Origin of the sequence: Lacticaseibacillus huelsenbergensis, from assembly GCF_029726355.1 — a bacterium.
Classification (GTDB): Bacteria; Bacillota; Bacilli; order Lactobacillales; family Lactobacillaceae; genus Lacticaseibacillus; species Lacticaseibacillus casei.
This window is the reverse complement of the sequence record NZ_CP120687.1, coordinates 2,178,547-2,200,149: the sequence shown is the minus strand read 5'-3', so window position 1 is coordinate 2,200,149 and position 21,603 is coordinate 2,178,547. Positions and strand designations below refer to the sequence as shown.

Below are 21,603 nucleotides of genomic sequence, written 5' to 3'. Positions count from 1 at the left end.
TGGCTGTGAATTATGAACCAGCCTCTATTTTTTAGTGCATGCATTCAATTAATAGCGAGCTTTCAAGGCGCGTTGGACTTCACGTTCTTGATCTTTACGCTTCAGAGTTTCACGTTTGTCATAGTTGTGTTTCCCTTCAGCGACGCCTATCAGTACTTTCGCATAGCCATGTTTCAGATACATCCGCAAGGGCACAAGCGTCACGCCTTGGCGCGCTGTCAACTGGCCAAGCTTGCGAATCTCTTTCTTGTGCAGCAGCAGCTTGCGATTGCGCATCGGATCAACATTAAACAAGTTGCCTTCCTTGTAAGGGCTGATATGCACATTTTCAAGCCATGCTTCATTATTACGAATACGGGCAAAACCATCCCGCAAATTGATCTTACCATCCCGCACAGACTTAATCTCGGTCCCCGTCAGTGCGATACCAGCTTCATAGGTATCAAGAATGTTGTAATCATGTCCGGCTTTTTTATTCTGGGCGAGCAGGTTATCAGGTTTTTGTCGATGTTTCTTAGCCATTAAACCACCCTTCCTTTTGTGTGAGCGCGAGCTGGCGCGCTTAGGGCTCGGAGTGTAAGCGGCCTTGGTCGCAATGGCCCGAACTTAGGCCATTGCGACCAAGGTCCTTACACGCAGATCCCTGCGCCGGGGAGCGCGTTATCGCATACCAGCCCTACTTAGCGCCACGCTTAGCATTATAATGCTTCCCTTGATGCGGTGCCCCAGCCGGTTTACGTGGGCGCTGATTATTATGCTGATTGCGATTGCCGCCTCGGTTACCATTGCCAAAACTTGGCCGATTGCCGTTCGAGCGGCGATCGCGCCGGTCATCTTTTTTGACCAGCTTGCCTAAATCACTCGTCGGCGTCTTGTCATCCGGGATAAGTGAAAAGTCCACCTGCCGCTGATCAATATCGACGTTATCCAGTTTGACCCGCAAAGATTGGCCGACACGATAAGTTCGCTTGGTGCGTTCACCGACCAAGGCCATCTGACTTTCGACAAAGGAATAATAATCGTCGCTCATCCGTGTGATATGAACCAAGCCTTCGACTGTGTTAGGCAAGGCCACAAACATACCGAAGCTTGTCACCCCACTGACAACAGCGTCGAACTCTTCGCCGACCTTGTCCGCCATGTATTCGGCTTTCTTCAGGTCGTCAACAGCACGTTCAGCGTCAATACTCCGCCGTTCGGCCATAGACGCTTGCGTCGCAATGTCAGGCAGCTTCTTATTCCACGAAGCTTGAACGTCATCACCGACGCCTTCCGTTGCATAGTCGCGAATCAGGCGATGCACAACGAGGTCAGGATACCGCCGAATTGGACTCGTGAAATGACAGTAATACTTCGCTGCCAAGCCAAAATGTCCAAGCGGATCCGGTGAATACCGCGCCTGTTTGAGACTCCGCAACAGTTTCACATTGACCATGGCTTCTTCCGGTGTTCCAGTCACATCCGTCACAACTTCCTGAAGCTGTTTTGGCGTGATTTCCTTACCTTTTTTCATAGGAACGGTGATGCCGAAGCTGGCAATGAATTCCATGAATTCTTTAACCCGATCAGCGTCCGGCGTTTCGTGAACCCGGTAAAGGAATGGCAGGTGCTGCTTGTTGTAGTGTTCTGCCACGGTTTCATTGGCCGCAAGCATGAAGGACTCGATCATACGCTCGGAGACCCCACGTTCGCGCAACACAATGTCTGTCGGGTGGCCCATATCATCCACAATGATCTTGGCTTCATTTTCTTCAAAGTCAATCGCGCCGCGGGCATGCCGCATTTTATACAGAATCTGGTGTAATTCGACCATGTCTTCAAACATCGGCACAAGTTCTTGATACTCGGCCATCACTTCCGGATCGTGGTCGGTCACAATTTTGTTCACATTGTTGTAGGTCATGCGGGCATGGCTCTTGATGACACTTTGATAGATCTCGTGACTCACCACATGGCCTTCGTGGTCGATTTCCATATCACAAGACATCGCCAGACGATCAACACCCGGATTCAACGAACAAATACCATTGGACAACCGAAATGGCAACATTGGAATCACGCGATCGACCAAATACGTACTGGTGCCGCGGTCAAATGCTTCCTGATCCAAGGCGGACCCTTCCGTGACATAATGCGAAACATCGGCAATGTGGACGCCAAGATGGAAGTTGCCATTTGGCAGTTTCCAAACGACCACCGCATCATCAAAGTCTTTACTGTCATCACCATCAATCGTGACAACTGCCTGATCGGTGATATCTTTGCGGCCAACGCGTTCTTCCGGCGTCACGTGATCCGGAATGGCATTGGTCTGATCCATCACTTCATCCGGGAATTCGGTTTTAATGTGATTTTGCAGGACCAATGACATGATGTCCACGCCGGGATCATTCTTATTCCCTAGTGTTTCCACCACCATGCCGTACATTAATTTTGGATGGTATTCAGTCGGAAATTCAGTAATCTCCGTCACTGTCATATCGCCAAGTTGCGGAATGGTTCCGGTATCCTTGACATAAACCGGATAATTCTTCAGCTTCTTTTCATGGCTGACAACCATGCCGATAAAACCGGACTTAGCCCGATCTTTATCGGAAAAAGGTTTGAACTCGCCAACCAGGGTCGTTAAGCTGCGTTGAACAACCTTGGTAATTTCGCCTTCTGCTCCGCGCGAATCGTTTGGCCGCGCTTCGCGAACAATGCGAACCTCAACCGTATCGCCATCCAAGGCAAAATCCGTGCTGGTCGATGGCACATAAACATCATCATCCAAGCCTTCAACGGCAACGAAACCAAAACCTTTTTCATTACCATGGAAGACGCCAGTCAAAACTTTAGGCGCGCCACCCAATGCATAACGGCCTTCATGATTGGCGTGGATCAGATTGTCATTTTCCATACCATTTAGTGCCTGTACCAGCACTTTAAAATCCGCGCCTTCATTTAATTTCAACGCGCGACTAAGTGTCTGAACCGAATAATCAATCTTCGGATTCCTGCGAAATGTTGCTAATAATTCATTACGAATATGGCCAACTGTGGTCATGCTATCCCTCGTTTTCTTGTTGCATAAATTCAATAACGTCTTGTTCTAGTGCATGGTGAGCTGAATTAACGGTAATCACGTGCTTGGCCCCGTCGTACCAGTGAAAATCCACGCGGGCCGCGTTGATCAAAGCATCGCGTAGCTGATACGCCAATCGGCCATCCACTAATTCGTCCTCACCGGCCTGACCAATGAAAGTCGGTTGCTTGACTAGATCCAAATCGGCCGCAACCCCCGTGGCAAACTGATCAATTGCAGCCAGTTGCCCCGGTAGGTAAGCCAGAATCTGGGTACTTTCATCCGGTTTATTGGCCAATCGATTCATATACTGGGCATATTTTAAAAATCCCGGAATCAAATGATGCTTGCCTGGCAGAATCGGCGATGAAAAAACGCCGCCAGCCGTGATGCCAGGTAACTTCTCTAAAGCTTTTACCGCAAAAATGCCACCTAACGACAGGCCGAACACAAACACGCGGGTATACTTTGCGGTCATATGGGCAACGGCAGCACTGGCTTCTGCCCACCAGATGTCTGGATTGCCCTTCGTCAAAATGTCCATAGGCTCGATCGTTCCATGCCCGGCAAAAAGCGGCACATACACCCCATAACCGGCACGTTGTAAGGCTCGGGCCATAAAATTCATGTCATTGGGGCTGCCAGTGTACGCATGAAGTAAAACAACGCCTGTGTCGGTGCCTTCGTATTCAAAAGGTTGCGGTTTGCGAAAAATCATGGTGAAATCGTCCTTTGTGGCTGTCAATGATATGCGACGCATGAATGCCGATTTTTGGAAACTGTGCATGTTTAGCTGGCGAAACTGATGTCAGACTGGTAAGCACAGCAAAAACTTGATACAAAAGCCATAGTTGCAGACCGCCGATGCACCGCACAAGAATCTGTATGTTTAAACGCCAGCTCTACGTAGGTTGGATCATGCTTCTGCAAAAAAAGCCCCCTGAATGTTCCAGGAGACTTTGGTTAATGGGCTTCCAGATAGACCAACGCGATGGCGAGGCCGAAGAAAATGACACCCAATACAACGGTGACTTTCTCCATGAAAGCTTCAAAACCGCGGGATTTGGTCTTCCCGAATAAATCGGTTGCCCCACCGGACAATGCGCTTAACGCATCCTGTTGTTTGCTTGGTTGCATTAAAGTTGCGATCACGATAAAAATCGAATCGATCACAAGTAATGTGGTCAATAAACTTTGCAAGTTGTTGCCTCCCTTGCGAAAAATCTCACTTTAGTAGTTTAGCATAAAAGCAAGGCAAAGGCGAATCTTTGCTGATTTCAGTCATCTTTTTCATCATTGATCTAAAATTAGCCAATTTCAAAGACCAGTAGGCGACTCTCCGCAATATCATGGCCGTTAAGCGATCACGCAATATGAGGCTTTTTTCTGAAAGTCTGATACAGCATGTAGCCACCGATCACGGCCACCAGGAAAGGCATCAAATAGCTTACCTGATCTGCCACGCTAACCGGCAACATTTGATTCAAGCCAATGTTCAAACCCATCAGTACCGGATAACCTAAATACCACCAGCGCATCTGCTTATCGATAATAACGCCAACAATGACAAGTGCAACCATGCCCCAGTTCGCTACAAATCCCAGTAAGAATGGCACAATAAAGCTGGCAAAACCGTCACCGGAAGATGTGAGCAATCCTAGTTCGCCACCAACCGAATAAAATAAACCAAGTAGGATGCTTGCAACAGCGTACACGATGCGAAATGTTCTCATGGTGATCAAGTCCCTTCTGTTGACGATAGCCATCACTTTGACAAGTTCATTATACATGCATACCGATTAGGCGCCATCTAAAAGATGCGACTCACAGACATGGCATCACGTTCGCGTTTTGTGCTCCGTTGCTAGGGCAGCAGATAAGGCATCGATTCGCTTTTTCACCCGCACACGCTCAGCCGCATCTGTCAGCAATACCAATGTATCGCCTTCTCGAATCAATGTATCACCATGGGGAATCACTTCCCGCTCACCCCGGCGAATACCAATCAGCAACGACTCTTTTGGCCATGGCATATCGCGCACCAACTTACCATTGAGCGAACTGCCCACAAAAACCGGGATTTCCAGTCGATCAGGCTGGTGCAGCTGCTCAACGGTCTTGGGGAATGTCATTTGTTCAAGCAAGGCTTCATAAATCGGCGCACCGCCAAGCAGGTCAACCACAAGATAAGCCGTCAACGACAACACGGCCAGCGGCATGAGATGGGTCAGATTGCCCACCATTTCGGTCACCAATAAAATCGCGGTAAACGGCGCTTTTCCGATTCCAGCAAAATATCCGGCCATCGAGAAGATAATCAGATTCATGATGTAGACATGCGGCAGCAGTCCTAACTGATACATGACCACCCCATAAATGGCCCCGATAATCGCCCCTAACGATAAAATCGGTAGAAAAATCCCCCCTGGTAACCCTGAGCCATAAGAAATCATGGAAAAAACAAAGCGAATCACGAAAATACCAAGTAATGTCAAAAGTGGCGGTACATACTGGCCAAATCCGACAATCAAGCTATTGCCGCCGCCAAGCAGATTAGGGGTAAAGTAACCGACCGCAATCAACAAGATGAACGGCACGACGCCTTGCACGACCCGTGGTAAGTGGGTCAAGCGTTGATACCACCGCGGCATGGATAAAAGCACCCGCTGGTATAAATAGCCTAGCAGCCCTAGAAGAATGCCTAGCAGAATCAAATGCCAGTAACTGGTGACCGGCAAACTTCGCGAATAACTCAAATGTAGCACGGGAACCAGTCCAAACACATACAGCGAGATGAAATCCGATCCAATGGCACCGGCCAGTGCAGTCAGCCAAACCAGCGGCGAGAAATTATGATAAACCTCTTCCAGCACGAACAGCGTCCCGGCAATCGGTGCATTGAAGGCAGCTGCGAGTCCGGCCGCCGATCCGGAAGCAATTAGGAGCCGTCGATCGGTTCCGCGCAATTTGAATCCACCAGCCAAGCCTTGACCCACGGCTGCGCCTAACTGAATCGAAGGCCCTTCACGACCCAGAAACAAACCGGGAGCAAGTGCCAGCACGCCACCAACGAACTTACGCCAAAGAATGGCCCACCAATGCATTTCCAGTTCGCCGGCAAGCTGCCCTTCGACTTGAGGGATGCCTGACCCGGAAATATAAGGTTCTTGTTTTAACATTAGGGCCACAAGCGCCGCCAGCACCAGATTAAAGGCAATCAATAAAACCCAGTGCCACCAGACAAACGGCCCCATATGTAAGTATCCGTATACCTGATGACTGGCGCGCAACCCGACTTCAATACAGTAGCGAAAAGCACTGACCACCGTACCGGTCATCAAGCCGACTAATAATCCCAGCAAGACAAACCGCAGGCGGGTGATATCGAATTTTTCTTTTTCCTTAATGATTCGTGCCACAACATTTCCCTCCATGCCAACATTCATTCAGTATAAACCTTTAGAGGAAACGAGAAAAATCCCATTTTTTCAAATATTAGGAAAAAAACACGCCACTTATCATAAGTGACGTGCTCGTAACGACAGCAATGACAATTAATTAGTCGATTGCTTTAACGTTGTAGAAGGACTTGCGACCCTTGTATTGTGATTGTGCACCTAATTGATCTTCGATGCGCATCAACTGGTTGTACTTGGCAATCCGATCGGTCCGGCTCATGGAACCAGTCTTGATTTGACCGGCGTTGGTTGCAACAACCAAGTCAGCAATCGTGGTGTCTTCGGTTTCACCGGAACGATGTGAAACAACGGCGGTGTAGCCGGCTTCTTTAGCCATCTCAATTGCTTCGAAGGTTTCGGTCAAAGTACCGATTTGGTTCAGCTTGATCAGGATTGAGTTAGCAACACCCATGTCAATCCCCTTCTTCAAGTAGTCGGTGTTGGTAACAAACAGGTCATCACCAACGATTTGGACTTTGTCGCCCATCTTCTTGGTGAATGACTGCCAACCTTCCCAATCGTTTTCGTCGATAGGATCTTCAACAGAAACGATCGGATACTTGTTGATGTAACCATCGATCATGTTGGTCCATTCTTCGGTGGTGTACTTCTTGTCAGGGTTTGACCACTTGGTTGTGTAGGTCTTGGTGTCGGCATCATACATTTCTGAAGCCGCAACATCAAAGGCCAAAGCAATGTCGTCGCCTGGCTTGTAGCCAGCCTTCTTGATCGCTTCAACAAGCAGTTCAAAGGCTTCTTCGTTGTCCTTCAAGTTAGGAGCGAAGCCACCTTCATCACCAACAGCGGTAATGTCGCCTTTGCTCTTCAGCAAAGCCTGCAGTGCATGGAAGGTTTCTGAACCCATGCGAACGGCTTCACGAACACTCTTGGCACCAACAGGCATGATCATGAATTCCTGGAAATCAACGGTGTTGGTTGAATGTGCGCCACCATTAAGAACGTTCATCATCGGTGTTGGCAGAACATGAGCGTTCGGGCCGCCAAGATATTGATACAATGGCAGGCCGACTTCATCAGCAGCAGCACGGGCAGCAGCCAAGGAAACACCCAAGATGGCGTTGGCACCCAGCTTGCCTTTGTTTGGTGTGCCATCAAGATCGATCATGGTTTGGTCGATCAGGCGTTGTTCGGTAACGTCAAGGCCAATCACTGCCTTGGCAATTTCATTGTTGACGTGACCAACGGCCTTCAAAACACCCTTGCCGCCAAAACGATCCTTGTCACCATCACGCAGCTCAACGGCTTCGTGTTCACCGGTTGAAGCACCTGATGGAACTAATGCGCGGCCAAAACCGCCATCTTCGGTATACAATTCAACTTCAACAGTAGGGTTGCCACGTGAATCCAAAACTTCGCGTGCCAATACATCAGTAATGATAGACATATATTCTTCTCCTTTTTGCCAGAAGGCTGTTTAATATTAGAAACCAGATTAATCTTGGTAGTTAGCCAAGGCGATGAAACTTTCAGGATCCATCGAAGCGCCACCGACTAAGCCGCCATCGATATCAGGCTTAGCCATCAATTCTTTAACGTTCGCTGGTTTAACGGAGCCGCCGTAAAGAATCCGAACAGCGTCTGCCGTATCTTTATTATACAACTTCTCAACGGTCGCACGAATGTGGGCAACAACTTCTTGTGCCTGATCGGCGGTCGCAGTTTTACCGGTTCCGATAGCCCAGATTGGTTCGTAGGCCAAAACAGAAACTTTGACTTGATCGGCCGTTAAGCCAGCCAAAGCAGCTTCGATTTGCGAAGCAACCCAGTCTTCGGTTTGACCGGCTTCACGCTGGGTCAAACTTTCGCCACAGCAGATAATCGGCAGAAGATTGTTCTTAAAGATAGCCTTAGCTTTCTTATTGATATCTTCGTCGGTTTCGTGGAAGTAACCACGACGTTCGCTATGGCCGATGATGACATAATCAACGCCCATTTCCTTTAATGCTTTCGGGCTGGTTTCGCCGGTATAAGCACCTTCATCTTCAAAGTAGCAGTTTTCTGCCGCTGTCTTTAAAGGTGTGCCTTCTGCTCCGGCAACCAAAGTCGTCAGATCAATGGCAGGTGCGCCAATAACCGTTTCAACTTTGCTTGCGTCAGGCAGTTTGCCTTTCACAGCATCCAAAAAGGCTTGCGTCTCCTTGGGGTTTTTGTTCATTTTCCAGTTACCAGCAATGAATGGTGTCCGCATGACTTAGCTTCCTTTCATTATGTACCGACACGCTCAGCACGTGTCGGCATTGACTGTTAGATCAGCATCACTGACAAATTACTTGTCAGAAATGGCTGCGATACCTGGTAACGTCTTGCCTTCAAGATATTCAAGGCTAGCACCGCCACCAGTGGAAATGTGGGTAATCTTAGGTGCGATACCCAATTGCTTGGCAGCAGCGGTTGAATCGCCACCACCAATGATTGTCGTAGCATCCTTCAAATCACCGAGTGCACGGCCGACTTCCAAAGTACCTTCAGCATAGTTGCTCATTTCGAACACACCCATCGGGCCGTTCCAAACAACCGTCTTGGCACCTTGCAAAGCATCTTTGAATTCTTGAATCGTCTTCGGGCCAATATCCAATGCCATGTAGCCATCCGGAATATCGCCTTCAACAACTTTATGAGGAGCATCGTTTGAAAATTCTGGGGCAACAACAGAATCAACGGGCAAAAGCAACTTATCGCCGGCTTGGTCCATAATCTTCTTGGCTAAGTCGATCTTGTCTTTTTCAACCAATGAGTTACCGATGCTCATACCTTTGGCTGCATAGAAGGTATAAGTCATGCCACCGCCGATAAGAATCTTATCAGCTTTAGGCACTAAGTTTTCGATGACACCGATTTTATCGGAAACCTTGGCACCACCCAAGATAGCAATGAATGGGTGCTTCGGATTATCAACAGCGTCGCCTAAGAACTTGATTTCCTTTTCCATCAAGAATCCAGCAGCTGTTTGCTTCATGTTGGAAGCAATGCCGACGTTGGACGCATGCTTACGATGTGCCGTACCAAAGGCATCGTTGACGAACAGGTCGCCAAGGCTTGCCCAGTACTTGCCTAATTCAGGATCATTGCCGGATTCTTTCTTACCGTCAAGATCTTCAAACCGGGTGTTTTCCATCAAAAGCACATCGCCATCGTTCATTTTGGCAATGGCATCTTCCAGTTCCTTGCCGCGGGTAGCCGGTACAAAGGTCACTGGCTTCTTCAGCAATTCACTCAAGCGTTGGGCAACTGGCTTCAATGTCAGCTTAGCCTTATCTTCTTCGGTCTTAACCCGACCAAGGTGTGACAGCAAGATTGCCTTGCCGCCGTGATCAATGACATATTGGATGGTTGGCAATGCTGCCACGATCCGGTTATCATCACCGATAACGCCATCTTTGATCGGCACGTTGAAGTCAACGCGGATCAGAACTTTTTTATCTTTAACATCTAAATCTGAAACGATTAATTTAGCCAAAAGATTTGACCTCCTTCATTTTCCCAAAGATGGTGGATGAACACGCGTCCTCCACCATGGTGTTCGCAAAGGGCAAAAATCAGCATAAAACCGATGATTTCTGTCGCCTTTCCAAAAAAAGCGGAGGGAGTAAAGCTCCCTCCGCTTCGGATGTTGCGGTTAGAAAAGCGTTACTCCGGATTAGAGAGTAGCAAATTTCAGCAAGGTACGGATCATCTGGCAAGTAAAGCCATATTCGTTATCGTACCAAGCAACCGTCTTAACTAATTGATAGTCACCGGCAGTTGTAACTTCAGTCTGAGTAGGATCGAAGATTGAACCATAAGTCGTACCGATTACATCGGAAGATACGATTTCGTCTTCGTTCCAGCCGAAGCTAGGGTTGTTTTCGGTGTGCTTCTTGATAGCTTCGTTGACTTGGTCAGCTGTAACGTTCTTGGTCTTCAAGATGGAAACCAATTCGGTCAAGGAACCGTCAACAACAGAAACACGCTGTGCGTGACCCTGCAACTTGCCGTTCAATTCTGGGATAACCAAACCGATAGCCTTAGCAGCACCAGTGCTGTGAGGAATCGTGTTAGCAGCAGCAGAACGTGCAGCACGCAGGTTGCCACCACGAACCGGGCCGTCAAGCAACATCTGAGTTGAGGTGTAAGCATGAACGGTGGTCATGGTACCAACTTCAATGCCGAATTCCTTGTTCAGGAAGTAAGCCATTGGTGCCAAGCAGTTGGTCGTGCAAGAACCAGCAGAAACAATCTTGTCGTCTGCATTCAAAGTGTCATCATTAACGTTGTAAACGATGGTCTTCATCTTGCCAGCTGGGGCAGAAATCAGAACACGCTTTGCACCTGCATCCAAATGAGCTTGTGACTTTTCAGCAGAGGTATAGAAGCCTGTGCATTCAAGAACATAGTCAACGCCATCGTTCTTAACCCAAGGAATGTTCTGGGCTTGCGGTTCTGCGTAGACGCGGTATTCTTTACCGTCAACGACAATACCGTTATCGGTTGCACTAACTTCACCAGGGAAAGTACCGTGAGTTGAATCATACTTAAGCAAGTGAGCCAGCATGGTTGGGCTGGTCAGATCGTTGATCGCAACAACCTGGATGTCATTGCTCTTTGCACCCAATTCGTAAATACGACGGAATGCCAAACGACCGATACGGCCAAAACCATTAATACCAATCTTAACAGTCATGCTAAAATTTCCTCCTTTAGGAAATAAGGTTTTATTCTAACGGGTTGCCCCAGTTAAAATCGAGTTTGTTGCACCGATGTCAGTTAACAGCCACGTTCGACTCGGTGCGTGTTGCATGTACGCCGCAATTGCTTTGGCTTTACTTTTACCCGCCGCAACTGCGAAGACATACGGTATATGATCAAGATCCGCAAGCTGTAATCCGATTTGCGGTATCTTGTAAACGACCTTGCCCTTGGCATCGTAGAAAACACCGAATGCCTCGGCAACGGCATGCTTGGCTTTCAACATGCTGATCGTATCAGGCGACATGCCACGGCGCTTAGCCATGACCAGCGCATCGCCCACACTATGAATTACGACCTGAGCTTTATCGATAAGGTTTAACACATCTCTTACCGATGGCTCTTTGATTAAGGATTCATAGGACTCCGAGCTTAGATTCTCAGGAACATATAAAGCCCGGTACTTGCTATCGGTTGCTTCTGCCATTGCAGCCGCAATCGAGTTGGCCTGAATGGTCACGGCTTCACCGAGACCACCCCGTGCAGGGACAAACGACAGTTCACGGCCCGCAGATAGCTGAAAAGTTAACTGCGTGGCTAAATGTGCCATCGTTGTGCCACCCATAACGGCAACCGTTAAATGCCCGGGTGGTAACAGTAACTGTAAGGTTGAATTTAACGTTTTGCCAAGTTCATCAAGAACCCGGCTACTCTGATCCGCATCCCCGGAAACAACCAGACAATGGTCAATGCCAAGATGCGTTGCCAGCCGCTTTTCGTCATCTTTGATTCCCAGCAACTGATTCATCAAATGATCAAGACCGTGAAAAGTTTCTAGCCCTTTTGCTGTCAACACCATGCCAGATTTCGAACTTTCTAAAAGTCCCTGTCCGCGCAAAAAATCTGTTTCTGTACGTAACGCGCGTTCTGAAATCTTCATCTGTTCGGCTAACGTTCGCCGACCAACCGGTGCCATCCAGTTAATAAATTGAAGGACCTGATAGCGTTTAGTGACGACGCCCATCAGATCAGGCGCGATCGCTTTGAGCCACGCAAGTTCAGTATGCATAAGGCACGTCCTTCTTTAATGGGTCATTTCACGTCCCTCCGAGTCGTTTGCCGACCCAGCAAGCTGAAAAAAATTAGGAACCCAACGTTTGCTGTTTTCCCTTACCAACAAAACCAATTGTAGCAGGGGTTCCGCTTTATCGCAAGTCTGTTGCCTAAATCGTCTCAAAGTAATCACAAAACCGGCTAAGTTTGAACATCTACTTCAAGAATGATTCAAACGTTCGGCATTTACCAGTTTCGGCAACCTCGCTGCGGCTTTTTGATATCAGGGGTTTCGGCTTGCTTCTAATGAAATTTTCATGCACTGTATTTCGGTCTATTTCAACAGCCTACACACAGCCAGTCATGGGTTCTTTCATCACTGCTTGTTCTGTTTTGAGCATTTTTCAAGCGAAACTGCTATTTGGTGAGGGAGCGATTTCATTTGGCGTTTTCTTAGCTTAAAAAGGGCTATGCTGATCAGCGACATTTGCGTCCTACAAACACATTATGGCAAACAAAAAGCCCGCCATAGCGGACTTTTCTATTTTCGGTATTTTCCATATGACTGGAATTCTGCGCAGCCCGGGAGTCGAACCCGGATTTCGAGAACCGGAATCTCACGTGCGATCCATTACACTAACCGCGCAAGTACCTAATTATATTACTCAATCAGGGGGCAATTTGCAAGTCTTTTTATGTAGAGCGTGAGCAGGAGCGCTTAGAAATCGGAGTGTAAGTGGCCTCAAGCCTAAATGGCTGGTCTTTGGCCATTTAGGCTTGAGGTCCTTACACGTAGATTTCTGCGACTGTGAGCGCGTTTTTGCGTCGGAGAACTTCAGTCACGGTCTGCACCATTGCGACCAAGGTCCTTACACGCAGGTTTCTGGCCCAGTGAGCGCGTTTCGGAACCGGATTGCCCCCAAACCTTATTTTTTCACTGCCTATACTGATTCATTCTCGGCGGTTATCCTCAAATTCCTTCTACCCGTCCTTCCACTCCCACGAAAAAAACACACCGCTAACCAAAGCGGTGTGCCAATTCGTTTAAACCTTTATTTTTGATTATTCTTATTAACCAGAATATCATCAATCAAGCCGTAATCCTTGGCTTCCTGAGCGCTCATATAGTGATCACGTTCAGTATCCTTCTTGATTTGCTCAACTGTCTGACCTGTTGCATCGGCCAGGATCTGGTTCATCTTTTTACGTGTCTTCAAAATTTCTTCGGCCGCAATTTCGATTTCGGTTTGCTGACCTTGGGCACCACCTGAAGGCTGATGGATTAAAATGGTCGAATTCGGCAAAGCAAAGCGTTTGCCTTTCGTGCCACCGGCTAACAGGACAGATGCCATGGATGCAGCCATCCCAATAGCAATGGTCTGAACATCGGACTTGATGAAGTTCATGGTATCAAGCATCGCCAAGCCGCTGGTGATCACACCACCGGGACTGTTGATGTAAAGGTAAATGTCCTTTTCAGAATCCTGTGCATCAAGAAAAAGTAACTGGGCGATGACCGAGTTTGCCATTTGATCGTTTACTTCACCGGACAACATGATGATCCGGTCTTTTAATAGACGTGAGTAAATGTCGTAAGCACGTTCGCCACGACTGGTTTGTTCAACGACGGTAGGTACTAGCATGTCCTAACCTCCTGAAAATCGTTTTTTAGCACTCTTTAAAGTACAGTGCTAAGTATACTGCTAAAGTCAAATAAGGTCAAAGATTTTAATCACAATCTTTGACCTTATAAAAATCGTTCAGACTTGTGGGTAGGCGTCGTCAGCGATAGCACTCAGATGCTCATCGACACGCGTTACCTCAGTCTTGATACGATCATATTCAGTTTGCGGCAAATTCATCAATTCCATGCAGGAGCCAACATGTTCAAAAATCTCGTCGCGAGCGTCCAAAGCCTTTTGCGTCAAGCTAACATCAACGCGACGTTCATCTTCGGTTGATCGTTTGCGGCTGATCCAGCCATCTTTTTCCAGACGCTTCATTAATGGTGTCAAAGTACCGCTGTCCAACTCAAGTGTTTGGCCCACCTGCTTAACCGACATCGTGCCGTGTTCATACAGCGACAGCAACGTAATGTACTGCGGATAAGTCAACTTAAATGGCGCCAATGCCTGAGCATAGAAATGATTATATTGTTTCTGTGCCTTGTAAATTGCAAAACAAAGTTGTTCATTTAATGTGATCGGTTTGACCATAGTGCTTCCTCCTAAAACCTAAGCAACAATTGTATCCCGCTGAACGTGACAATTACCACTTCATCTGGTAATAACATCACTGCAAATCCGAATGTAAACTGACTCATGTTTCTTGTCGTGGCACTCGTCAACCAGCGCACTGCCGGACAGTTTTTAGCGTCCTAAAAGTGGCAGCCGGGTCGTTCAAACGCCTACATCAAATAACTTGATGTCGGTTACATTGTACACGATTATCTTGAGGAAACAAAGGCATTATCTTATAAATATGACTTTTTGCTTATCTTGCAATTATCATAGCTGCTAGGCATCTTCCGGTTGCTGGTAACCCTCAGCAATCTGATTGAGTTTGCGCAACCGATGATTGACGCCTGACTTCGAAATTGTCCCACCCGGAACCATGGCACCCAACTCCTGCAACGAGACATCCGGATGGGCTAAGCGCAAAACGGCAATTTCGCGCAGTTTGGTTGGCAGATTATCCAACCCCACATGATCTTTAAGATAGTTGATATTCTCAATTTGTTTCTGGGCCGCATCAATGGTTTTGTTCATATTCGCCGTTTCGCAATTAACGAGGCGGTTCACCGAGTTACGCATATCGCGCACAATCCGGACATCTTCGAACTTAAGCATCGCATTCGTTGCCCCGATCACCTGCAGGAAATCCGCGATTTTTTCGGCTTCTTTTAAATAAACAATATAGCCGCTTCGGCGTTCGACGGTACGCGCATTCAGGTTGAAATGATTCATCATTTTCAAAATGCCGGCATTGTGATCGGCATATAATGAATAAATTTCCAGGTGATAGCGCGATGTTTCCGGATTATTCACCGATCCGCCGGCTAAAAAAGCGCCGCGCAAGTACGAACGCATCCGTTGTGGTTCTTCCAAAACCGTTGCTGGGACCGTCGTCGAAATCGCCATCGTTGTCGGATCCAAAATTGACAAATCCGACAGAATATCATTGACACCTTCCGTCAGGCGGACAATGTACTGATAATTTTTCTTGAGTTTCATTTTGCGATGAACGACCAAGTTGGCTTCATGCCGGTAAACCTGGCGAATCAAACTATAAATTCGCCGGGCAATGGCCGGGTTTTCAGTCTGAATGTTTAACACAAACCGATGGGCCATTAACGTCAGGCTGCCGTTCATCCGGATCAATGCCGACAGCTCTGCCTTCGCATGTTCAGGATGAACCTCGAGTTGGGTCAGTTCTTTTTTCACCATACTGGCAAAGCTTGCCATGCCCTCACCTCCGGATTTTTGCGCTCACTTGAAAAGCCAAATTCAAAATTTCCTTGGCCACCTTGTCGCCATCATGGAAAACGCCGCGATCACGCAACTTCAAAAAGTCTTCCGAAATCACGCGACAACCCATATCCCGCAAACCTTGATAATTATGCTTAACCGGCGTCAGAATTTCGTTGTACTTTTGGTGATCGAGATAATTCTCGGGGACCGGTTCGATATTGACGAGCACGGTATCGACAAAATCCTCCCCCATCTGTTCATTCAACACCCGAACATGGTCGGCATCGGTGAAGTTTTGTGTTTCGCCTTTCTGCGTCATGATGTTGACGATATAGATGACTTCGGCCTGCGTTTTCTTCACAGCGTCACCCAGATTGCCAATCATCAGGTTCGGCAGGATGCTGGTAAACAGACTGCCGGGCCCCAGCACGACCACATCGGCATCCATAATGGCATCAATGACTTCATGGACAGCTTTAGGTTCACCATTAGCCGGATCGGTTTCGGAGATGGAAATATGCTTGATATTCTTACCGGCAGCGGTAATTTCGGATTCACCGGATAGGCTCGTCCCATCTGTGAACTCGGCATTAAGTGTGAGCGGCGTGTTGCTGGCAGGATAAACGTGACCATCCACCTGCATCATTTCGCTCAGTTGCTGAACCGCCGGGAAAATGCCGCCTTTCATCTCTGACAAAGCCGCAATGATTAAGTTGCCAATCGCATGGCCGGCGAAAAACGCATCGGTCGTGTTAAATCTGTACTGGAAAATATCCAGATACAGACTTGGCAACTCCGACAAGGCAACAAGCACATTGCGAATATCACCAGGCGGCACTACGTTAATATAATTGCGGATGGTACCTGACGACCCGCCATCATCGGCAACCGTCACAATCGCCGTTACGTCAGCATCCTGTTCATGCAGACTATGCAAGATAACCGGCAATCCGGTTCCGCCGCCAATCACGACGACTTTAGGACGCCGCCCGCGAATGACGCGGATAAATTTAGTTTCCCGACTCATGAACGATTCACCGTCTCCTTATGTTTCTTAATGTCCCGATGGGTAATATCAACCGCATACGCATCCGAAAATGCCTTACCGATGCGCTCCGCAAACGCAACGCTTCGGTGTTGACCGCCTGTGCAACCGATCGCGATCGTCACACTGGTCTTCCCTTCGGCTTTATACTTGGGCATGATCTCAGCCAGCAAATCGTAAAATTTGTTGTAGAAGCTTTCGGCATCTTCATTGTCCATTACATAGTCATAAACTTCCTGATCCAAACCGGTTTTTGGCCGGTAAGCCTTGACGTAAAACGGATTAGGCAGGAACCGGACGTCCATGACAATGTCCGCATCAATCGGCAGCCCATATTTAAACCCAAATGACATGACTTCAATATGAAAGGCTGGCTGACCGCTATTTTCTTTGAAGTTTAAGAAGATCTTTTCGCGTAACTGTCGCGGGCTCAACGTGGTGGTATCGATCACGACTTGCGCCCGATTCCGTAACTCGGTTAGTAGCACACGTTCTTTTTTAATGCCGTCCATCAACCGGCCTTCCATTGCCAAGGGATGTGAGCGGCGGGTTTCCTTGTAACGCGAAACCAGTTCTTCATCCGTCGCGTCTAAGAACAAAATGCGCGAATGAACGTAAGCGTTGTTGTCCAGATTAGCCAACATGTCGATAATCTGGTCATAAAAGGCCCGACTACGCAGATCCACGACTAGCGCAACCTTTGAGATCTTCCCAGATTCCTTAACGAGTTCCCAAAACTTAGGAAGCAGCGCTGGCGGCATGTTATCAACGCAAAAATACCCCAAATCTTCAAACGCCTGCATTGCAACGGTTTTGCCGGCACCCGACATCCCAGTGATAATAACAAGATCCAAACTTTCAGTCATAAAAGGCTCCTTTGTGCTCATATTCAATCAAGTATAACATTCCGGGCGTGTCATTCCTACCATCACAGACTCCCGAAATAAAAAAAGCCGAAGAACCGGCTTAGAAACACCGGTTCTTCGGACTTTTGGTGGACAATTTAAATGTTGCGTCGAGCAAAAGCGATGACAATACACTCGATGCCGAACAGGACGAAGAACATCGCCAACAAGGTCACCAGCGTCACTGCTGCAATCACAGGCTGCATGAACAGCATCAGCGAAACAATGACCGCCAGAATATCCAGAATCAGATAAACAACAAACCAGCCCGTGCCGGCAACGCGCAGATGGCCGACATTGAACAATGAGCCGACAGAATCGACCAGGAACCAGATAGCAAACATCATGGTGATCGTCGCCACGCCTAAGCCAGAATTCAATAAGAAAATCAGGCCAATGACAAGGTCAAAAATCCCCATAATCAAGGAAATCCATGCCAATCTACCGGTAAACTGGCGCAATGTGGAAAAGCCCGCAAGAACCGCAATCCCTCGAATAATGGCAACGACGGCAAAGATAAAGGTAACCGTCCTTAATGTTGCTAACGGGTACCGTAAGACCACAAAAGCAGCAACCAGAAACAGAATACCGGTGATGAACTGCCCCCAGTCAAAGCCAAAACTCTTTCGATTCAACATATTATTCCCTACTTTCTTGATCACTTATATCATACCATTTCAAAAAGCAATTCAATAAATTGAATTGCCGGAATTTTTGAAGATGCTGGCAAATGCCACTAGCCACGCATGATCCGCAACCTTTAAAAAGTTATCAAAAATCGGTTCCCCGCTGCTCATTTATGTACATAAATAGTCGCGGTTTTAAACGCGACTATCAAACGCATTATTTCTTGGTGCTGCTTTTGGCCTGGCCATTCTTGCCGGCAGCCGCTTCTTTGGTCCGTTTGGTGTCACGGATCAGAACCGGTTTGAGGTACTGGCCGGTGTAACTGTCGGCCACCTCGGCGACCTGTTCCGGCGTGCCTGTGGCAATGACACGGCCACCGCCATCCCCGCCTTCAGGACCCAGATCAATGACCCAGTCGGCAGATTTAACCACATCCAGATTGTGTTCAATGACCAAAACCGTGTTGCCTTCATCGACTAAGCGTTCCAGCACTTCCAGCAATCGCTTAATATCATCGGTATGCAAACCGGTTGTCGGTTCATCCAGAATATAAAAGTTCTTACCGGTCGAAAGTTTTTGTAACTCGCTGGCCAGCTTCATCCGCTGTGCTTCACCACCGGAGAGAGTTGTGGCACTTTGACCCAGCTTCACATAACCCAAACCGACATCCACAATCGTCTGCAGCTTGCGGCGAATCTTTGGAATATTTTTGAAAAAGTTGGTGGCTTCTTCAACGGTCATGTCGAGGACTTCCGCAATATTCTTGCCTTTGTACGTCACTTCAAGCGTTTCGGAATTATACCGTTTGCCATGACAAACTTCGCAAGGTACATAAACGTCCGGTAAAAAGTTCATTTCGATCTTGATGATCCCGTCGCCTTTACAGTTTTCACAGCGACCACCTTTGATGTTAAAGCTGAACCGCCCTTTTTTGTAGCCACGCAGTTTAGCTTCATTGGTTTCTGCAAATAATCCGCGAATATCATCAAAAACGCTGGTGTAGGTAGCTGGATTGCTCCGTGGCGTCCGGCCGATGGGGCTCTGATCGATATTGATTAGCTTCTCGATGTTTTTATAACCCAGAATCTTATCATATGGTCCGGGTTTTTCAGAGTTGTGATTCAGCTTTTGGGCCAAGGCTCGCCGCAAAATCGAATTAACGAGCGTTGACTTGCCCGATCCGGAAACCCCGGTAACCACAATGAACTTGCCTAATGGAAAATCAACATTGATGTGCTTGAGATTATGGTCGGCAGCCCCTTCCAAACGGATCACTTTGCCATTGCCTGTCCGACGCTTCAACGGTACCGGAATAAACTTACGGCCAGATAGGTATTGCCCCGTGATCGACTTGCGTACCCGCGCCACTTGCTTAGGCGTTCCGGCCGCCATGATCCGGCCGCCATGGTCACCGGCACCCGGACCGACATCGATCAGGTAATCGGCTGCCCGCATGGTGTCCTCATCATGTTCAACCACAATGAGCGTATTGCCTAAATCACGCATCTTTTTCAAAGACGCGATTAAGCGATCGTTGTCACGTTGATGCAGGCCAATTGACGGCTCATCCAGAACATACATGACTCCGCTCAAGTTGGAGCCGATCTGGGTTGCCAACCGAATCCGTTGTGCCTCGCCACCAGACAGCGTTCCGGCACTACGACTCAAGGTCAGATAGCCAAGGCCGACATTGACAAGAAAAGTTAAGCGATCGACAACCTCTTTCACGATTGGCTGAGCGATGACACTTTCAGCTTCGCTCAGATGAATCTGCTTGAAGAATGGTAAGGCGTCTTTGATGGCCAGATCGGAAACTTCGGCGATATCACGCCCGGAAATTTTCACGGCAAGTGCTTGCCGATTCAGCCGCTTGCCATGGCAAACCGGGCAAGGCAATGCAGTCATGTAACTCCTCATCTGTTGGCGCGTAAAATCGCTGTTGGTCTCGGCATAGCGCCGGGAAATGTTGGTCAGTACCCCTTCAAACGGGACATCGACATCCCGAACGCCGCCAAAATCATTTTCATAATGAAAATGGAACGGCTTACCGTTACTGCCATCAAGGACAACGGTTCGCTCCCGTTTGGTCAACTTCTCAAATGGCACATCCATGCGCACTTTGAAGGCCGTTGCGGCTTGTTCCAACAATTCCGGATAGTACTGGGAACTGATGGGATTCCACGGAGCAATCGCGCCTTGTGCCAAGGTCATGCTTGGATCCGGGACGACCAGATCCATATCGACCGTGAGCTTAACCCCTAAGCCATCACATTCCGGGCAGGCACCAAATGGCGCATTGAACGAAAAGAGGCGCGGCTCCATTTCACTAATGGTAAAGCCACAAATCGGGCAGGCAAAATGTTCGGAAAAACGTAACGTCTCGCCGCCAATCACATCGACATTGGCGTAACCTTCCGACAGACGTAACGCCGCTTCGAATGAATCAAACAACCGGCTGCGCGCTTCAGGCTTCACCACAATCCGGTCAATCACGATATCAATATCATGGGCCTTGTTTTTATCCAGCTCATAGTCGGCCGTCGCGTCCATGACTTCACCGTCAACACGCATGCGCACATAACCTTCACGCATAATCTTGGCGAAGACTTTCTTATGACTGCCTTTTTTGCGCCGCACAATCGGCGACAAAATTTGAATCCGACTCTTCTCCGGTAGTGCTAAGACGCGATCCACCATTTGTTCGACACTCTGGCTCGTAATCGGTGTCCCATCGTTCGGACAAATCGGATGACCGACCCGCGCCCACAACAACCGCAGATAATCGTTGATTTCCGTGACGGTGCCGACCGTTGAACGGGGATTCTTGGAAGTCGTCTTTTGATCAATCGAAATCGCCGGACTGAGCCCATCAATCGAGTCGACATCTGGTTTCTCCATCTGGCCTAAGAATTGGCGGGCATAGGCAGACAGACTTTCAACATACCGGCGCTGGCCTTCTGCATATAATGTATCAAACGCCAGGCTGGACTTGCCAGAACCTGACAGCCCCGTCATGACCACGAGTTTGTTACGGGGAATGGTCACGTCAATATTTTTTAAGTTATGGGCACGCGCCCCATGGATCACAATTTTATCATTTGCCATTCACAAAAAATCTCCTCATTTAAAACAAGCCGCCCGTGGCCAGAACGTCACCCCATCTGGCACGACAAAGCGGATCAGTTCCTGCGTCTCATCCAACGCCAGGATCACGACAACAAAACAGCCACGATCGCCGGATCTAATCAAGGTAATCATGGCTGACTTTGTTTCATCATGCAAGTTCGTTACAAAA

At 48.1% G+C, this 21,603-nt stretch carries 18 protein-coding genes and 1 tRNA gene; all 19 read right to left on the bottom strand.

Going from position 1 to position 21,603, the window contains the following annotated elements; translation table 11 throughout:
- Positions 1 to 48: 48 nt before the first annotated feature.
- The 19 genes from smpB to uvrA all read right to left on the bottom strand — a co-directional run bounded on the left by smpB (position 49) and on the right by uvrA (position 21,413).
- Positions 49 to 522, bottom strand: coding sequence for an SsrA-binding protein SmpB (gene smpB, locus LHUE1_RS10150; protein WP_047105815.1), 474 nt, complete (start codon positions 520 to 522; stop codon positions 49 to 51).
- Positions 523 to 676: 154 nt separating this feature from the next.
- On the bottom strand, positions 677 to 3,046 hold the full coding sequence (gene rnr, locus LHUE1_RS10145; protein ID WP_049171460.1) for a ribonuclease R: 2,370 nt from the start codon (positions 3,044 to 3,046) through the stop codon (positions 677 to 679).
- Between the two features lies 1 nt (position 3,047).
- On the bottom strand, positions 3,048 to 3,782 hold the full coding sequence (locus tag LHUE1_RS10140; protein ID WP_010489330.1) for an alpha/beta hydrolase: 735 nt from the start codon (positions 3,780 to 3,782) through the stop codon (positions 3,048 to 3,050).
- A gap of 245 nt (positions 3,783 to 4,027) precedes the next feature.
- Complete coding sequence (gene secG / locus LHUE1_RS10135; protein WP_010489332.1) at positions 4,028 to 4,264, bottom strand: preprotein translocase subunit SecG; 237 nt, start codon at positions 4,262 to 4,264, stop codon at positions 4,028 to 4,030.
- A 164-nt stretch (positions 4,265 to 4,428) separates the two neighbouring features.
- The gene (locus LHUE1_RS10130; RefSeq protein ID WP_049171462.1) at positions 4,429 to 4,797 is read right to left on the bottom strand and encodes a hypothetical protein; all 369 of its coding nucleotides are present in this window, start codon (positions 4,795 to 4,797) and stop codon (positions 4,429 to 4,431) included.
- Positions 4,798 to 4,902: 105 nt separating this feature from the next.
- Positions 4,903 to 6,498 (bottom strand): ClC family H(+)/Cl(-) exchange transporter, encoded by a 1,596-nt coding sequence (locus LHUE1_RS10125; RefSeq protein WP_390882698.1) that lies wholly within the window; start codon positions 6,496 to 6,498, stop codon positions 4,903 to 4,905.
- Between the two features lie 124 nt (positions 6,499 to 6,622).
- Positions 6,623 to 7,927, bottom strand: coding sequence for a phosphopyruvate hydratase (eno, locus tag LHUE1_RS10120; RefSeq protein ID WP_049171467.1), 1,305 nt, complete (start codon positions 7,925 to 7,927; stop codon positions 6,623 to 6,625).
- A gap of 48 nt (positions 7,928 to 7,975) precedes the next feature.
- On the bottom strand, positions 7,976 to 8,731 hold the full coding sequence (gene tpiA, locus LHUE1_RS10115; RefSeq protein WP_010489338.1) for a triose-phosphate isomerase: 756 nt from the start codon (positions 8,729 to 8,731) through the stop codon (positions 7,976 to 7,978).
- Between the two features lie 78 nt (positions 8,732 to 8,809).
- Positions 8,810 to 10,000: a phosphoglycerate kinase gene (locus tag LHUE1_RS10110; RefSeq protein ID WP_010489340.1), complete on the bottom strand. Its 1,191-nt coding sequence runs from the start codon at positions 9,998 to 10,000 to the stop codon at positions 8,810 to 8,812.
- Between the two features lie 180 nt (positions 10,001 to 10,180).
- Positions 10,181 to 11,203 carry a type I glyceraldehyde-3-phosphate dehydrogenase gene (gap, locus tag LHUE1_RS10105; protein WP_025013036.1) on the bottom strand — a complete coding sequence of 341 codons (1,023 nt, stop codon included), beginning with the start codon at positions 11,201 to 11,203 and terminating at the stop codon, positions 10,181 to 10,183.
- Between the two features lie 36 nt (positions 11,204 to 11,239).
- On the bottom strand, positions 11,240 to 12,277 hold the full coding sequence (locus LHUE1_RS10100) for a sugar-binding transcriptional regulator (RefSeq protein WP_213291555.1): 1,038 nt from the start codon (positions 12,275 to 12,277) through the stop codon (positions 11,240 to 11,242).
- Positions 12,278 to 12,835: 558 nt separating this feature from the next.
- A tRNA-Arg gene (locus LHUE1_RS10095) sits at positions 12,836 to 12,907 on the bottom strand.
- A gap of 406 nt (positions 12,908 to 13,313) precedes the next feature.
- On the bottom strand, positions 13,314 to 13,904 hold the full coding sequence (clpP, locus tag LHUE1_RS10090; RefSeq protein ID WP_005684526.1) for an ATP-dependent Clp endopeptidase proteolytic subunit ClpP: 591 nt from the start codon (positions 13,902 to 13,904) through the stop codon (positions 13,314 to 13,316).
- A 117-nt stretch (positions 13,905 to 14,021) separates the two neighbouring features.
- Complete coding sequence (locus LHUE1_RS10085; RefSeq protein WP_010489365.1) at positions 14,022 to 14,477, bottom strand: MarR family winged helix-turn-helix transcriptional regulator; 456 nt, start codon at positions 14,475 to 14,477, stop codon at positions 14,022 to 14,024.
- A gap of 300 nt (positions 14,478 to 14,777) precedes the next feature.
- On the bottom strand, positions 14,778 to 15,725 hold the full coding sequence (gene whiA / locus LHUE1_RS10080) for a DNA-binding protein WhiA (protein WP_047105807.1): 948 nt from the start codon (positions 15,723 to 15,725) through the stop codon (positions 14,778 to 14,780).
- Positions 15,726 to 15,729: 4 nt separating this feature from the next.
- Positions 15,730 to 16,758, bottom strand: a complete 1,029-nt coding sequence (locus tag LHUE1_RS10075; RefSeq protein WP_049171473.1) for a gluconeogenesis factor YvcK family protein — start codon at positions 16,756 to 16,758, stop codon at positions 15,730 to 15,732.
- Positions 16,755 to 17,642 carry an RNase adapter RapZ gene (gene rapZ, locus LHUE1_RS10070; RefSeq protein ID WP_010489370.1) on the bottom strand — a complete coding sequence of 296 codons (888 nt, stop codon included), beginning with the start codon at positions 17,640 to 17,642 and terminating at the stop codon, positions 16,755 to 16,757. Before rapZ ends, LHUE1_RS10075 begins: the two co-directional genes overlap by 4 nt.
- 137 nt (positions 17,643 to 17,779) lie before the next feature.
- On the bottom strand, positions 17,780 to 18,319 hold the full coding sequence (locus LHUE1_RS10065; RefSeq protein ID WP_010489372.1) for an HdeD family acid-resistance protein: 540 nt from the start codon (positions 18,317 to 18,319) through the stop codon (positions 17,780 to 17,782).
- A gap of 205 nt (positions 18,320 to 18,524) precedes the next feature.
- Entirely contained in the window at positions 18,525 to 21,413 is a 2,889-nt protein-coding gene (gene uvrA, locus LHUE1_RS10060; protein WP_049171475.1) for an excinuclease ABC subunit UvrA, read from the bottom strand.
- Positions 21,414 to 21,603 lie beyond the last annotated feature (190 nt).